At 42.9% G+C, this 13,970-nt stretch carries 16 protein-coding genes; 7 read left to right on the top strand and 9 right to left on the bottom strand.

Annotated features, from left to right (window positions below; all coding sequences use genetic code 11):
• Positions 1-332: 332 nt before the first annotated feature.
• Entirely contained in the window at positions 333-713 is a 381-nt protein-coding gene (locus ACG3M1_RS09405) for a transposase (protein ID WP_257364788.1), read from the top strand.
• Complete coding sequence (locus ACG3M1_RS09400; RefSeq protein WP_008819527.1) at positions 710-919, top strand: hypothetical protein; 210 nt, start codon at positions 710-712, stop codon at positions 917-919. Before ACG3M1_RS09405 ends, ACG3M1_RS09400 begins: the two co-directional genes overlap by 4 nt.
• A 118-nt stretch (positions 920-1,037) precedes the next feature.
• Here the strand turns inward: ACG3M1_RS09400 and ACG3M1_RS09395 are convergent, their stop codons facing one another.
• The 3 genes from ACG3M1_RS09395 to ACG3M1_RS09385 all read right to left on the bottom strand — a co-directional run bounded on the left by ACG3M1_RS09395 (position 1,038) and on the right by ACG3M1_RS09385 (position 3,055).
• Positions 1,038-1,391, bottom strand: coding sequence for a hypothetical protein (locus tag ACG3M1_RS09395; protein WP_224727317.1), 354 nt, complete (start codon positions 1,389-1,391; stop codon positions 1,038-1,040).
• Between the two features lie 382 nt (positions 1,392-1,773).
• Positions 1,774-2,634, bottom strand: coding sequence for an NmrA family NAD(P)-binding protein (locus ACG3M1_RS09390; protein WP_008819532.1), 861 nt, complete (start codon positions 2,632-2,634; stop codon positions 1,774-1,776).
• The gene (locus tag ACG3M1_RS09385; protein WP_008819533.1) at positions 2,627-3,055 is read right to left on the bottom strand and encodes a MarR family winged helix-turn-helix transcriptional regulator; all 429 of its coding nucleotides are present in this window, start codon (positions 3,053-3,055) and stop codon (positions 2,627-2,629) included. The genes ACG3M1_RS09390 and ACG3M1_RS09385 overlap by 8 nt, the downstream gene beginning before the upstream one ends.
• Before the next feature lie 165 nt (positions 3,056-3,220).
• Between ACG3M1_RS09385 and ACG3M1_RS09380 the strand changes: the two genes are divergently transcribed.
• Genes ACG3M1_RS09380 through ACG3M1_RS09370 form a run of 3 tightly spaced genes read left to right on the top strand, consistent with a single transcriptional unit; the run spans position 3,221 to position 5,228 of the window.
• The gene (locus tag ACG3M1_RS09380; protein ID WP_008819534.1) at positions 3,221-3,538 is read left to right on the top strand and encodes a PadR family transcriptional regulator; all 318 of its coding nucleotides are present in this window, start codon (positions 3,221-3,223) and stop codon (positions 3,536-3,538) included.
• Positions 3,531-4,112 (top strand): DUF1700 domain-containing protein, encoded by a 582-nt coding sequence (locus ACG3M1_RS09375; RefSeq protein WP_008819535.1) that lies wholly within the window; start codon positions 3,531-3,533, stop codon positions 4,110-4,112. Before ACG3M1_RS09380 ends, ACG3M1_RS09375 begins: the two co-directional genes overlap by 8 nt.
• Positions 4,113-5,228, top strand: a complete 1,116-nt coding sequence (locus ACG3M1_RS09370; RefSeq protein ID WP_054343908.1) for a DUF4097 family beta strand repeat-containing protein — start codon at positions 4,113-4,115, stop codon at positions 5,226-5,228.
• Between the two features lie 310 nt (positions 5,229-5,538).
• On the opposite strand, the gene ACG3M1_RS09365 is transcribed toward ACG3M1_RS09370, so the two are convergent.
• The 3 genes from ACG3M1_RS09365 to ACG3M1_RS09355 all read right to left on the bottom strand — a co-directional run bounded on the left by ACG3M1_RS09365 (position 5,539) and on the right by ACG3M1_RS09355 (position 8,290).
• Positions 5,539-5,961 carry a PAS domain-containing protein gene (locus tag ACG3M1_RS09365; protein ID WP_065531042.1) on the bottom strand — a complete coding sequence of 141 codons (423 nt, stop codon included), beginning with the start codon at positions 5,959-5,961 and terminating at the stop codon, positions 5,539-5,541.
• A gap of 394 nt (positions 5,962-6,355) precedes the next feature.
• A complete protein-coding gene (locus ACG3M1_RS09360) occupies positions 6,356-6,781 on the bottom strand; it encodes a YolD-like family protein (protein WP_008819539.1) in 426 nt (141 codons plus the stop codon).
• A gap of 12 nt (positions 6,782-6,793) precedes the next feature.
• Positions 6,794-8,290 (bottom strand): DNA methylase, encoded by a 1,497-nt coding sequence (locus tag ACG3M1_RS09355; RefSeq protein ID WP_395815447.1) that lies wholly within the window; start codon positions 8,288-8,290, stop codon positions 6,794-6,796.
• Between the two features lie 467 nt (positions 8,291-8,757).
• On the opposite strand from ACG3M1_RS09355, the gene ACG3M1_RS09350 reads away from it, so the two are divergent.
• Together ACG3M1_RS09350 and ACG3M1_RS09345 are read left to right on the top strand one after the other, a co-directional pair.
• On the top strand, positions 8,758-9,378 hold the full coding sequence (locus tag ACG3M1_RS09350; RefSeq protein WP_009587542.1) for a TetR/AcrR family transcriptional regulator: 621 nt from the start codon (positions 8,758-8,760) through the stop codon (positions 9,376-9,378).
• 93 nt (positions 9,379-9,471) lie between these two features.
• Complete coding sequence (locus ACG3M1_RS09345; protein ID WP_009269377.1) at positions 9,472-9,945, top strand: hypothetical protein; 474 nt, start codon at positions 9,472-9,474, stop codon at positions 9,943-9,945.
• A 406-nt stretch (positions 9,946-10,351) separates the two neighbouring features.
• On the opposite strand, the gene ACG3M1_RS09340 is transcribed toward ACG3M1_RS09345, so the two are convergent.
• The 3 genes from ACG3M1_RS09340 to ACG3M1_RS09330 all read right to left on the bottom strand — a co-directional run bounded on the left by ACG3M1_RS09340 (position 10,352) and on the right by ACG3M1_RS09330 (position 13,554).
• A complete protein-coding gene (locus ACG3M1_RS09340) occupies positions 10,352-10,801 on the bottom strand; it encodes a hypothetical protein (RefSeq protein ID WP_257330769.1) in 450 nt (149 codons plus the stop codon).
• A gap of 97 nt (positions 10,802-10,898) precedes the next feature.
• A complete protein-coding gene (locus ACG3M1_RS09335) occupies positions 10,899-11,363 on the bottom strand; it encodes a hypothetical protein (protein WP_008819545.1) in 465 nt (154 codons plus the stop codon).
• Between the two features lie 247 nt (positions 11,364-11,610).
• Positions 11,611-13,554 carry a GTP cyclohydrolase IIa gene (locus ACG3M1_RS09330; protein ID WP_395815345.1) on the bottom strand — a complete coding sequence of 648 codons (1,944 nt, stop codon included), beginning with the start codon at positions 13,552-13,554 and terminating at the stop codon, positions 11,611-11,613.
• Positions 13,555-13,970: the final 416 nt, after the last annotated feature.

Genomic DNA, 13,970 nt, shown 5'->3' with positions numbered 1-13,970 from the left:
TTTGTATGATGTTGTCTGCTATTGGCGGGACAATATCGACTTTTACGTTTACACCTTAACGAAGGTCTATTTCTTCACTCCCAACTTTTCATTGGGCTATTACGGCTCGCATACTCTCTGTCCTACGCTTAAATCGTAATGTTACCGTTACGACTCCAAGGACTCAATACTAGCGATTGGCTAAATCTTACTAGATGGGATTTCCACCCATTATATTTTCGACGCCTAACTGACGCACTCCGCCTTCGGTGTACGCTTACTGCCCTCCCAGTGAACATAAAAATCTAAAGGACTGTATAGAGTATGTTACTCGCTATATAGGCAGTCCAGTCATGGCTCAGAGTCGTATCATTGATTATAATTCTGATATGGATCATGTCATTTGGTGGTACGAAGATCATGAAACGAAAGAGTATGTTGAAGTATATGATTCTATCTTAGCTTTTATGAAGAAACTTATTCGTCATATCCCTGACGAGCATTTCAAAATGGTTCGCTACATCGGAGGTTATGCAGCGAAGAAAAAAAAGTTAACAAAAATGATTAAAAAAATGGTATCCTGTAAATACGCAGGATTAGCGAAAAAGAACTATGCGCATCGTCAATATTTAATGGATACTTTCCGCATTGACCCTCTCTTGTGTAAATGCGGTCATGAAATGCAGTTTGTTGAAGCTTTTTTTTCCTGGAGGATTGGAGGAACAGATAAATGAAACGTGGAAATTCTATGACTGGAGATCCGTCTGTGATCCATATGGTATGTATTAAATGTGGTTATGTCATACCTATGGATGTTGATATTGCTTATGAAGTCATGCGTACAAAGATGTATAAAGGAAAAAGAGTGTTATATGGATACTGTATGAAATGTGAACATATCATGTATCCGGAAAGTATTTTAGACAAACTGGAGAAATAAACTTTTTATCATCGATATCTCTTATCCCCTATAAGGGGATTTTTGTGTTTTCTTTCCTCTTCATATAACTATTTATATATAATTATTTATAATTAAGATTCATATAATATGCTAATTCCTACAATATAAAAAAAGAAGGCACTTCATCTGCATAAATAAGTACGATATCTCTATCTATGTTATGTCTATCTATGTTTTTTTGCAGAAAGCCATGGAGGATCCCCGTATACATATGCTCTTTCATTACATGGTCTAAAATAACATACGGCTGTGTTATGATATCAGCCGTATCAAGCTCTTTTATCGTCTTTTTCCTAAGATCCATCCACACATGATCTTCCCCACTTCTTTTAAAATACTGCCTGACTGCCACTGTCTTCCCAAAGCCCGGAGGTGCCTGCACCATCGTCACATGAAACTTATCAATTTCCTGTAGCGCTTTTATTACAGTTTTTCTAACATACTTTTTCATTTTTCTCACATTCCTCTTTCTTTCACTATTATACTGAAAGAATCGCATGTGTTATCATAAATAAATTTGTAATATTTGGAAATTGTAAAACAATTCATATCCGCTTCGCAAGCTTCGATTCCTCCGAACGGTATCATGATAAAACCCCTTGGAAAAGATACTATGGATTTAAACCATACAGCATGCCTGATGCATTTAACGAATACAGATGAACTGACGGCTGAGATGTTCTATGGATGCTGCGTACAGATTTTATTTCTGTATCGGACACATTCATCATCTACATCCTTCTTACATACCTTGTATTCATTCTACTGCATCATTCTTTATCCTTTATGCCGTCACGTGCTTATTCACCTATGAAATAAGTACCCCATACGATTCACAGCTGCCACGCTGCCGCATTATCCCTTACGAACTGACGAAAGCTCTTCGGCTTTTTGTGCATAACCGCTTCAAAATCAGTCGTGACCTTCTCTGCACCTTTAAACCGTGTCATCATATAAAGCATCCCCATAACCTTACAATACTCCTTCTCCAGCCCCCGAACGCTGATCCAGTAATTTTTTGCAAATGACGGCTTTGGATTCGCATACACAATGTTCCTTCCCAGCTCCTGCGATAAAATTTCAGCCACTTCCCAATAATCAATCGCTTCTGCTCCTGTTATGGAATAGCTTGTGTTTTGATGCATATGCGCCTCGCAAAGAACCCTCGCTGTCAGCTCACCGATATCCTGAGCATCAATAAAGCTTGTCAATGCATTCCTGACGGGTACGACAATTCTGTTGAAATGCTGAATTTCAAAGGCATGCACGCCACTGATATTCTGCATAAAAAAACCGGGGCGTATATGGCAGTACGGCAATCCCGCCTGCTCGATATATTGTTCAATTTTATGATGCGGAGGGATGGGATTTTTCTCTACTCCCAGCAGGGAAAGAAAGCTTACCAGCTGAATCCTCTTCTGCTTCTGCAACGCATCGATCAGCGGCTTCAAAGCCTTTGGATCACCAAGATGCGGCGGCCGCATGAGAAACACCCTGTCCACATCCTGCAGGGCAGCCGGAAATGTAGACGGCTTTGTAACATCAAACAGGACAGCCTCTGCATTTGGAAACAGCTGTGTAAGACGTTTCACATTCGTACCTGCTGCTTTGACCTTTTGTCCAGCAGCGAGAGCATACTGCACAACATACCTGCCCACATTACCGGACGCTCCCATCACCAGTATTTTACCCATTGTTCTTTTCCTCCAGCAGGATAACATTGGCCATGTTCAGTAAATCAAGCAGGGTATGAAATGCCGCCTCACCCATGGAATTTCTCAAAATATTCATCTGCTTCATATATTCATCATAGGTTTCATTCACCAGCTGCACTGCTTTCTCTGTCGGCCGCAAAAGAAAGCTGCGCTTATCATTTTCCTGCTGCTGCTTTTCAAGAAAGCCGTTTTTCAGCAGCGCAGAGCTCATATTGGTAGCCATCGCTTTTGTCACCTTGAAAAAGTCTGCGACTCCCTTTGCCGTCTTCTCTCCGTCTGCTTTAACCAAATAAATCAGCATCCCCATTTCACTGGATCGAATGGGCAGGTTGCGCCTTGTATTCATATTCAGACGGCAGAACAGCGATACCTGTTCCATTGCATTCATCATCGTATCCATAGATCTCTCCTTGTATTTAGTACATCTCATTTACTATATTATAATAGAACACTTGCTATACTATGTCAATACAATAAAAGTTCTGCGTGATTACATATATCACATAATACCTGTTGACACATTATACTATGTATTATATAGTATAATGTGTCAGGAGGTGTCATCATGGATACACAGCTGAAAAAAGGACTGCTGGAAATCTGCGTTCTTGCAGTATTGAAAAAAGAAGATTCCTATGGCTATAAAATCGTAAAGGATATTTCTCCATATATAGAAATCTCTGAATCAACCCTGTATCCCATACTCAGGCGGCTGGAAAACAGCAAATGCCTCAGTATTTATTCCGTGGAGCATCACGGACGTCTGAGAAAATATTACAGAATCACCGATATTGGCATTGCGCGCATTCAGGATTTTCTAATGGAATGGCAGTCTATGCTGCATATTTACGAATTTATCAAAGGAGGGGATGAATTTGAATAAACAGGAATTTATCAGTCTGCTGGAAAAGCGTTTATTTCAGCTTCCACAGGTAGAGAAGGAGCATTTATTAAATTATTATAATGAAACGATTGAGGACCGCATGGAGGACGGCATGAGTGAAGCAGAGGCTGTAGCTAGTCTGGATTCCATCGACATGATTGTAAAGCAGGTCTATGCAGAGCGCGAGCTGCCTATCGAAGAGGGAAAGCCTGCAGCACGGGGAAACAGGAGGCGTGGATGGAAAATCGCTGCTTTTGTTTTACTTTTTCCATTCTGGATGACCCTGCTCAGTATGGCATTCGTTATCTATCTGCTGCTGTGGACACTGCTTGCCGTCCTGTTTTGCATAATGCTGACATTTGTCTGCTTCCTTGTCGGTGCTTTGTGGAATCTGATACCGGTTGTAAGAGCAAATGCCGCTGCAGCTGTTGTTCTGCTTGGTTGTATGTTTCTTTTTTCCGGTCTCTTGCCGCTGTGCTGGAAGCTGTTACGCATAGGTGTTGCATGGCTGAAAAATCAAACCGGTATCTGGCTGGCGGCGATACGGCATCTATTTGTAAAGGCGGTGAATTAAATGAAGGTCACATTAAAACAGCTGTTGAAATATGTACCGGTCATCTGTATTCTGCTTGGTCTTCTGCTGATAGGCGGCGGCTTTGCGATGGCCGATTTCAAGATGGAGAACCTGCAGACGGTCGAGCATAAGCCATATATGAAAAGAGAAAAAACAATTACCATGCATCAGATTTCCTCCATCCGGATTGACAGCTATCACAGTGAAATCAATATTCTTCCTGCAAAGGATGATAACATTCATATCCAGTATGAGGAAAATGATGAGTATCCGATGAATGTCACAAAGGATGCCACCTCTTTACAGCTGAAACGTGCGACAAAGAGTTTTCAATTCAACTTCTTTGATTTTGACCGTGAGCTCAATATTCCGATCACAATCGAGCTGCCGAAAGCCTTTCATGGCAAGCTGGATATCGATACCTCGTACGGCAATGTGACTGTACATGACATGGCATATCAGAATATCACGATCAACAATGATCATGGCAATGTCAGCCTTTCCAAGCTAAAAGCGGAAGCAGTAACACTCGATGTCGCCTATGGCAGCGTCGTTCTGAATGATGTAAACAGCAGGCAGGCATTCCAGCTGAACAGTGAGCATGGCGATATCATTTCCAAAAATCTGAAGGCAGACAGTGCCGTGCTAACGACCGCCTATTCCGATATCACTCTGGATGATACCGAAATTACAAAGGATATGACACTTTATCATGAGCATGCTCCGGTAAATCTTGGAAAGCTGAGGGCACAGGCATTGCAGATAGAAAGCGCCTATGGTGATATCCGCAGCACAGGTCTTACCATCGCGGAAAACGCAGACTTCTCACTGGAGCGCTCCGATGTCACCCTGCAGAAGCTTTCCGCAAAGGACATGACGATGGAAAATGCTTATGGTGACACGATGATTCCAGAGCTGGACGCCGATAGTATTCTGATGGAAGGCGAGCGTGGCAGCTTCAGCGCCACTGTAAAAGGAAGCATTGACGATTTTAACATTCTTTCCGAAGCAGAGCATGGGGACAATACGCTTCCGACCAAATATGAAAACAGCTCCCGGCGCAAGCTGCAAATCAATGTAGAATACGGCGATATCAATGTAAAATTTCAAAAATAAGGAGCTGAATGGAACTTTCGGAATAATAGCATGCGCGTATCACTCATATTGCGCTCAAATGCCGAAGTTATACATCAAGCCACTACGAAAAGCACAGATTCTCTGAATTATCAACAGGATTTCTCAGACATATTCAAAGCAATCTGCCATATGTTATGAGGAATCCTTTTTTTATGACTGCTTTCACTCTTCTGCTGTTTCCATTATCGCTTGGATTAGCGTCTCACAGTCTTATTTACGTACGGTTAAAGAGATACGGTTGCATCCCCGCCTAGCTATTTTTCACCTTACGTGCATAAAAAAACTGTCCCTATTTGGCACTCAGGAGCTGTTCACGCTCATCCAACAGCTTTGGCATTGGCGTATAACAGAGCAGTATCTCCTGTCCTTCACCTTCCAATGCCCGGATAGTTCCTGCGATTTCAACCATCCTGTCAGCTCCTGCGATCATCATGCTGCTGCGCAGCTTCACCTGACGCTGTCCATGCTGATCTGCCGCACATAGTAAGGAATACAGCGTTTGATAATCCTTAATAAAATCGGAAAAGCACGAAGAAAACACAACGGATTCCTTAAAATCTTCCTGCTTTTTCCCCAACATTTGATAAAACGCTGTATTTGCCCACAGCACGGTCAATGCATCATCCAGCCGATGTAGACTGACTGCCAGTTGCAAATCCTCCATCATTCCCATATCTGCACTGCCTGCAGCTGATTGCTTCATCTGTACCATTTCGTAATCCTCCACTATATCTGCCCTTTATCCTGTGAGTGAAGTTACATCACCACACAAGCATCCTACTGCATCCATGTGCATCCGTACCCCGTTTACCTATGCATAAGTCGCTTTCATCAAAAAGAAAAGCACGCAATCCATTCTACACTTCGCTGCAGATATCATTTCTTTCATTATAGCACAACCTGAAACTTTATTTCATTTTTTGCATTATTTTAAATAATTTATCTGTAAAACACATAGGAAAAATAACATCCAATATGACAGAACTACAATGAATCCTGTGAAACAGCGGATAAGCAAGCGCAGCCCCTCTTTTCTTCTTCCTCGTCATCACATGCTTTTTTATATAGGGACATACGTACAGATACGTCCCTTATCTGCATCCCTGCTATCTTTCAAGCAGCAGCTCTATTTCATAGATATCCTCCAGTGGAATCCAGGAATGATCACTGAATATGAGCCTGCGGTTATACTCATCCATTTTCTTCAAATTCATAATAAGTGTACGGTATGCTCCACCGTCCTTACGTTCATCCGGCTGGAAATAGGTTACCCGGATGCGCGGCTGCTCCGTGATATGCTGCAGAATTTCCTGCAGGCTTTCATCATTCTGCATATTTCTGTTTTCATCCAGAACTTTTCGCTGGTCGATCAGCCGCTGTGCTTCCTGAATTGCCTCCTTATGCCCTGTCAAAGCGGCAAATGGCGCAAACTGGGCAGCGCGATCCCGTATCGGCATCTGCGCATGCTTTTTGGATACCGGATGAGGCAAATGGATAATATCCTCATAGTTGTCTGTGTGCTGTTGTTTCATAGAAATCTCCTTTTATGCCTTATGACCGCCAATCGTTTCGTTTCGCCGGATGGTATTGGCTCCCTCCTCCAGATTCATACCCTTTAAAACGGCATTCTTTCCATACTTTTTCTTTATCTGCAATGTTGCCTGCTGGAGCGCCTTTTCCTTATCCAGCTGTGCGCGTTCTTTTTCTTCCTGCTGCCGCAATGCATCATAATCCACAAACAGGTCCAGCTGCTCTGCTTCTGCTTTTTGCTGTACCTGCTTCTCATCCACAACATGATTTGCGGATATATTGATTCTGCGTACTGTCAAATGCGGATTTATAATTCTGTCAAAGAGCTTCATGACCTCCTTAATCATCCATTGGGAGGATGCTGTCTGCCGTTTTAGGTTAGCTGTGCCATGAGCATGCTTTGGAATCGTTCTTCCATAGCGGTCCGTTGTGACAGCCTTGATATACGGTGCAGCGGTTTCAAGATTCTCGATATCATACCCGATCGTCAGCACGATCTGATCACAGACCTGCCCCTTGTCAACCAGAGAAAGAGCAAGAAGATCCAGCATCTCCTTAATAACAAGCCTTGTTTTTTCCGTATCGTAGGGGCAGCTCAGCACCTGCCCGGTACCGATGCTTGTATTTTCCGGCTGATATGCCTTGATATCTGCCATTGTACACGGTTCATATCCCCAGGCATGATCAATCAGCAGCTCTGCATTAACACCAAACAGCTGATACAGGCGATCCTCGTTATATGCATCCTGCGCGGTGCCAAGTGAGCATCTTGCAATATCTCCCATGGTATACAGACCAATCTGTTCCAGCTTCTTCGCATAGCCTTTTCCAATGCGCCAGAAATCTGTAAGCGGTCTGTGATTCCAGAGCAGCCTTCGATACCGCATTTCATCCAGCTGTGCAATCCGCACTCCATCACTGTCTGCCGGAATATGCTTTGCCACAATATCCATGGCGATCTTGCACAGATATAAATTGGTACCGATACCTGCTGCCGCCGTAATACCGGTTGTGTTCAGAATATCGGTAATGATACGCTTTGCCAGCTGTCGCGGTGTTGTCTGATAGGCTTTCAGATACCCTGTCACATCCAGAAAAACCTCATCGATTGAATACACATGGATATCCTCCGCAGAGATATACTTCAGATAGATATCATAGATTTGGGTGCTTTGTTCCAGATAAAAAGCCATACGCGGAGGAGCCGCAATATAGGTCATCGCAAGCTCCGGATGGGTAGTAAGCTCATGTTCATCATAGGATTCCCCGACAAGCTGATGGCCGGGGGCCGCCTTTCTTCTCTTTGCATTGATTTCCTTTACGGTTTGAACGACCTCAAACAGCCTGGCTCTTCCGGAAATCCCGTATTTTTTCAGGGAAGGTGTGACCGCGAGGCAGATTGTTTTCTCCGTCTTCCCCGTATCCGCAACAACCAGATTCGTCGTCAGCGGGTCCAGCTGCCTGCTGATACACTCCACGGAGGCATAAAAGGACTTTAAATCTATCGCCATATAAATATGTTTCTTCTGTTCCACGCCACCGCCTCCTTATTCTACACAGACAGTATTTGTATATTCCTCCATCCTCATACGGATTCCATGTATACACGAACTGTAATCTGCTTTCCCTGCAATCGGGTATGAGAATATGATCTGTCCTGCACAGAAAGATGCACATAGAAAGCCATCTCCGATTGCTTATTGAAGTTTCTATATTTTATCACAAATGCTTGTTCGCGTCTTTGGAAAAAGAATGATATTTATCAGCACAGCCAGTCCTAGCTGCACACTTTTCATACGCAATCCTTTCCTGATGAGATGTTTTGCAGACTGCGCATGCATAAAGAGCTGCTGCATATATTCAAAAAAGCGAAAAGCAATGCCGTAATGCTACATCAAATATGCTATAATGGAAGCACATTTGAAAAGAAATTGGTATGATGCATATATGACACACAAAGCAAGTCGGGAGGAAGCATATGTCCAGAAAAGCATATAGTCAGCAGGAACGAACCGCATTGAAAAAAAGACTGCATGAAATCGGTCTGGATATTTATTTAAAACAGGGCATCCAGAATGTCAAGCTCCCGGAGATTTTACAGCTGGCTGGAATTTCCAAGCCGTTCTTTTACACCTTTTATCCATCTCTGGGCGATTTGATTATTGATATCATCGATGAGCAGCGTATATCGATTATGAAGCTGCTTGAGAAGACACAGGCAGATGAGACACTGGATTGGAGAGGCAAAATAGAAGCCTTTCTGTATCCGCTTCTGCATCACAGGGAGCATCGTTTTTTCATCCTTTCCCCGGAGGAGGAGGTATGGCTGTATCAGCGGCTGACAAAGCAGTGCTTTGATTCTTTTCAGAAATCACAAATAGCATTTTACGAAGACCTTCTGGCTGCATGGGAGGTTCCTCTGACAGCGATTGCCCCGCAGATCATGGGCAATTATCTGTTATCCCTCATTATTGTACGAAACAATGCCCCAACCTCTCTCCCCTTTTTATTTCATGAGTATCTTGACGAAACAGCAGCTTTGCAAATACGTCTGTTTATAGACCATCTGGAATCCCTGCGGCTACAAAGCATACGGTAAACGTATGTTTTTTCTTGCTTTCCGGGCCTGCTCTATGTATAATGAAAATATAATTACCAAAATTATTTTCGGTAAGTAAAAAGGAGGATTTGTATGGGTTTATTTGGTAAAAAGAAAAAGGCTTGGGATGAAGGACGTATTCAGGAAAACAAGGCTAAAATGCGCGCACTGTTTGAACAGGTAGTAGAGGATGCTGCAGGCTATCAGCTTGTCTACGCATATTCCTCCAGCGTAAAAACAAGCAATTACATACTCGCCAGAAAAACAACGTATACGTACACGAGCCTGATCGTCGGTTTCCGGGAAGCTGATATGAGTATCGTCATTTTACAGACAACACCGGAGCTGGAGGGCTGCAGCGATCCGGAAATCTTCAGAAAGGGAGAAATCAAGAAAGCCAAGGTTGTTCAGGGCGGCTTCACCATTTATCACAAGGGCGGTCTTATGGCCGGGTATACACAGTTTTATATTTCTGACGAATATGATGATGACAATCTGTTCGCTTATATGCGACAGAGTGAAGAGGCAGCACAATGGGATATCTTCTGGCCTAAATTCTGTAAGTAAGTATGGATACGATAACTCTCATCTTAATCATTCTTGCCGGTATGAGTCTCTCTTTACTTGCAGCTCATCTGTGGGTGGGGATAATTGACGGAATCGGCGGGTGTTTCAAGAGAATATTTCACATCGGACGTAAACAGAAGAAGGCCTGGCATACACTGTCAAAGGAACCTCGTCAAGAATCACAAAGCATCAGGAAAAAGCCTTCGCCATTCGAAGAATAACGTACAGGCAGAAGCTCCTTCAGCAGCATTGCCGCTGTTTGCAAATCAAATTGTATAACATAACAAAAAGCAAGTTCGTTCAATGACTTGCTTTTTATATCCTCTTTTCATCAATATCCCGCACACGAAGTACTGCAGCTCCGGTATCATTTTTCACAATTGACCATTTTCTTAATCAGGAACGGCTACATTCTCTTTATTTTGTTTTCCTCTACATGATCTGTTAAGAACGCCTGCATCTTATCCGCGTTTACCATAAGGCTTTCCACTTTAAATCGTTTCCCTTGTGCAGTGAAAACAGTGATCATCTCGTTCTGCGCAAATGTATTCTTTCGAACCTTCCATTGTACATTGCGGATGTCGGTTATCGCAAAGCTGAACTTCACCAGACCAAGCCCCTTTCTGACCGTTATCCTTGATCCGTTCACCCGGATTCTATACATTTTTGTCCATAAGATAACGAAGGTCACAGGAATGAACACAAATACCGTTATACAGATATACATGGCCGTATGAGGTGGCGGCAAGAAGATCGTATTCAATACCACCAGAATGATAAAGAAGCATAGGATACATACCCATAGCCAGAAGACGATGGGAGGGTTTGTTACCGTAAAGCATTTCCTTGTACGCATACTTTCCTCCTTATTGGCACAGGCCATCTTCTTCATACAGCAGCTCAGCCGCAATAAAAACCAATGCGCAACAGCAGCTTATGAACATAAAGGAAAATCATTCCTTCGTTATCGTCAGACTTTCAAATGCCTCCTTTGCCTTTTCCTGTCCGGCAAGACTGGCTATCAGCATTCCTGTTTTTGAATCCCTGATCCATACAACAAAATTTTCCTCTGTCCCTGATTCCCCTTCTATTTCATACATATAATAGGTATTTCCATCCTTTTCTGTATCCTCCAGCACACGCATTCCCTGCTGACCTTTGATAGCCAGATAACTGTTATATCCGGTTTCATGGATAAACATTCCTTGTAAAATGTTTTCTTCATCCTTTTTAACTGTAAACTGTCCATCCTTCTGCGATAAGGACAAGCCGTTCGAGGTATCCAGTTTCACCTTAATGGTATCGCCGGTTTCCACATTGAATGTATAAGATTTGCTGGATGAGGCTGAGCATGCCCCAAGCGTAAGCATCACGGCTACTGCCAGCATAAGAACACCTGTTTTCATAATTCGTTTCATTGTCTTCTCCATTCTCCCGCTTCGCACGAGTATTAAATTTTAATGCTTGGAATTGTTTATTTTACAACACGTTTGATTTTTTCCACACATCCCCTATAAATGTATTACGATGCTGCATATTTCCTCATCTGCCTTTATCTATACGGCAGGCAATCTGCCCTTCTCCTTACCCGGCATCTGCTTCATGATATCGATAACAGATAGCTGTCATTTCTGCACAGGCCGTTTGAAGCGAGTTTTCCTTCCTTTAATGGCGGTATCTTCCGGCTTCTGCATGTTGCTGATAAAATTGTTCCTTATCCTCATACATTTTTTGATCTGCACTACGGATGATAGCCTTCAGATTGCGGCAGGAATGCGTCCATTCATAACCGACAGCCGCTTTACATTCCTCCCTGTTAAATGTATCCTTCAGCTTCTGTATGATATCTCTGAATTCTGCTTCCTCCACATCCGGACAGATGATCACAAACTCATCGCCCCCTACACGGTAGAGGTTTCCTTCCGGCACACTGCTTTGCATAATGGCCGCTCCTGTTTGCAGGAGCTGGTCTCCGGCCTCATGCCCGAAACGATCATTGATTTCCTTCAAACCATTCACATCAATAAACGCCACGCCCACAGTAGTCTCTTTTTCTGAAAATTCCTCCACATCCTGAATATAGCGGTTGTGATTATAAAATTTTGTTAATGTGTCCATATAGCTTAACCGATACAATGTTTTTTCATCCTCATTTCTACGAATTGCCAGCATGATGAAGTAACTGAATGTCCGTAAAAATTTCTCTGCATCCTCAAAGACTTCCACTGACAGATTATCCAATCCGATCATACCTCCGAAATTACCGTATCGCTCAAATGGAACAAGGATCAGCCGCTCTATCTTTTGACCAGATAACAGTTCATATTCCGCCTGCCTGTCTCCCTGAAGCTCCCTGACATCCCTGATCATAATGCTGGCCTGCTCATCATATAGCTGGAACCACCATTTATAATCATGCCTGGATAAATGCTGCAAATTATCAATCTCAGGAGTGATCCCTTCTCTGCACCATTCTGCAATATTTGACATCTCATCATTTTCCATATAGAACACATAGGCCCGCTCTGCTTCAAATACCTCCCCAATCAATTTCAAGACATGATTCATAGCATTCACTGTATGATGATTCTGATACAGCTCGCGGATACAGTCAATCAGGATGTTGTCTCTTTTTATGCGCTGCTCCAATTCCTTTTTCTTTTGCAGACTCTCGGTAATATCAAAGGCGATTTCCATTCTTGCCTCACGACCTTCCCAGTCAATGAGACGATCCTTTAACAGATAGTGTCCGTGAATAACAGGATTGCTGTGTTCCCATGTATAAGTCTCATCCTTTGACAGCTTTGCATTGGGGCAGAAGTCACAGGGCTTATCAAATCCCTGCAGTGCTTTATAGCATTTCAGTCCTGTGAACTCCTCTATGTCAAATAGCTTTTTCCCTGCATCATTCACAAACAACAGGTCATAGGTATGAATATCCGCAACATACATCAGCTCTGTCATCTCGTTGATCGGCATGAGCATCTGCTGTGTTTGTCTGGCAAGCTGCTCACTTTTTCTTCTGTTCTCAGCCTCTGCCTCCAATAAGCGCCTTCTCCGCTTTTCCTGCTGATATGTGAAAATCGTTACCATCATCACAACCACAAGAAATGCACAGATAACGATAATCAAAAACGTTCTTGACTGCTGAACGATTTCCTCCGTATATACCTCTGCAATGTCCACCGCCTCATCCGCCTTGGCAAAATACTGCTCGCTTAATGCATATAAGCGGTTTTTGTTATCCCCGCTGCTGCGATATTGCGAGATTTCTTTTTTGATATCTGCCCATTCCTTTTCCATTTCAGCGAGAAGTCCCTGATACTCCATCTGATCCAAACGGGTGATATGTGCATCTTCATCACCGGAAAGCAAGCCATGTAAAGTTCGATCCAGCTCGTCGATCAGTGCATCATTGGGTTCATGATTCAATTCCTGCTTGATCAGCCTTTGCGTAGCTCCACGTATGATTCCGGTATAGTTTATAATACGGGCGTTCCCCTGAAGCTTTGCATTCGACTCCATGGATAGAAATCCAATGGTGATTATCGCTATACAGAGAAGCAATGGTATAATGCCAACGAGATGGTTGGATAATATTTTTTTCATTGGATAAAACCTCCTGTGTATTCGCAGTCCTTATATTTATATTTACTATTTTATCATGTAATGTTATTTGATGCACCAATTTCATTCCTTTCCTACAGGCTACAGCAGATTTTTCTGCAGAAAGCGATATTGCCTGTTCCTGCAGCGCGAATGGCAGGCAAAGTGATACCGTGATTGCACATTCGTATATGGTATCTGAAGCCCCCTTATTTATCACCATTTTAGATCATCATCCGGTTATTACACCAAGACGAAATCGATGGATCAGAAGCACTTCAAGCGGTTATTTACAGACCGCTTATGATTTGATTATTCCAAGCGGTACGCCATAAATGCAGTTCCCTTATTTATGAATGGCACTCCTAAAAATATATCTGCCAGTATTATTTTAAAAGGTCTTATGCTGCATCCCTTTG

The sequence above is a fragment of the Clostridium sp. 10cd* genome (assembly GCF_044336395.1).
Classification (GTDB): domain Bacteria; phylum Bacillota_I; class Bacilli_A; order Erysipelotrichales; family Erysipelotrichaceae; genus Clostridium_AQ; species Clostridium_AQ innocuum.
This window is presented reverse-complemented; position numbering and strand designations above follow the sequence as displayed.

What these genes read in the sequence shown, in the direction of transcription:
- ACG3M1_RS09400 (WP_008819527.1), top strand. Translation starts at nt 710, where the DNA reads ATGAAACGTGGAAATTCTATGACTGGAGATCCGTCTGTGATCCATATG.
- ACG3M1_RS09365 (WP_065531042.1), bottom strand. Translation starts at nt 5,961, where the DNA reads ATGGTACAGATGAAGCAATCAGCTGCAGGCAGTGCAGATATGGGAATG.
- ACG3M1_RS09395 (WP_224727317.1), bottom strand. Translation starts at nt 1,391, where the DNA reads ATGAAAAAGTATGTTAGAAAAACTGTAATAAAAGCGCTACAGGAAATT.
- ACG3M1_RS09345 (WP_009269377.1), top strand. Translation starts at nt 9,472, where the DNA reads ATGGGTTTATTTGGTAAAAAGAAAAAGGCTTGGGATGAAGGACGTATT.
- ACG3M1_RS09390 (WP_008819532.1), bottom strand. Translation starts at nt 2,634, where the DNA reads ATGGGTAAAATACTGGTGATGGGAGCGTCCGGTAATGTGGGCAGGTAT.
- ACG3M1_RS09380 (WP_008819534.1), top strand. Translation starts at nt 3,221, where the DNA reads ATGGATACACAGCTGAAAAAAGGACTGCTGGAAATCTGCGTTCTTGCA.
- ACG3M1_RS09350 (WP_009587542.1), top strand. Translation starts at nt 8,758, where the DNA reads ATGTCCAGAAAAGCATATAGTCAGCAGGAACGAACCGCATTGAAAAAA.
- ACG3M1_RS09355 (WP_395815447.1), bottom strand. Translation starts at nt 8,290, where the DNA reads ATGGCGATAGATTTAAAGTCCTTTTATGCCTCCGTGGAGTGTATCAGC.
- ACG3M1_RS09370 (WP_054343908.1), top strand. Translation starts at nt 4,113, where the DNA reads ATGAAGGTCACATTAAAACAGCTGTTGAAATATGTACCGGTCATCTGT.
- ACG3M1_RS09330 (WP_395815345.1), bottom strand. Translation starts at nt 13,554, where the DNA reads ATGAAAAAAATATTATCCAACCATCTCGTTGGCATTATACCATTGCTT.
- ACG3M1_RS09335 (WP_008819545.1), bottom strand. Translation starts at nt 11,363, where the DNA reads ATGAAACGAATTATGAAAACAGGTGTTCTTATGCTGGCAGTAGCCGTG.
- ACG3M1_RS09360 (WP_008819539.1), bottom strand. Translation starts at nt 6,781, where the DNA reads ATGAAACAACAGCACACAGACAACTATGAGGATATTATCCATTTGCCT.
- ACG3M1_RS09385 (WP_008819533.1), bottom strand. Translation starts at nt 3,055, where the DNA reads ATGGATACGATGATGAATGCAATGGAACAGGTATCGCTGTTCTGCCGT.
- ACG3M1_RS09405 (WP_257364788.1), top strand. Translation starts at nt 333, where the DNA reads ATGGCTCAGAGTCGTATCATTGATTATAATTCTGATATGGATCATGTC.
- ACG3M1_RS09340 (WP_257330769.1), bottom strand. Translation starts at nt 10,801, where the DNA reads ATGCGTACAAGGAAATGCTTTACGGTAACAAACCCTCCCATCGTCTTC.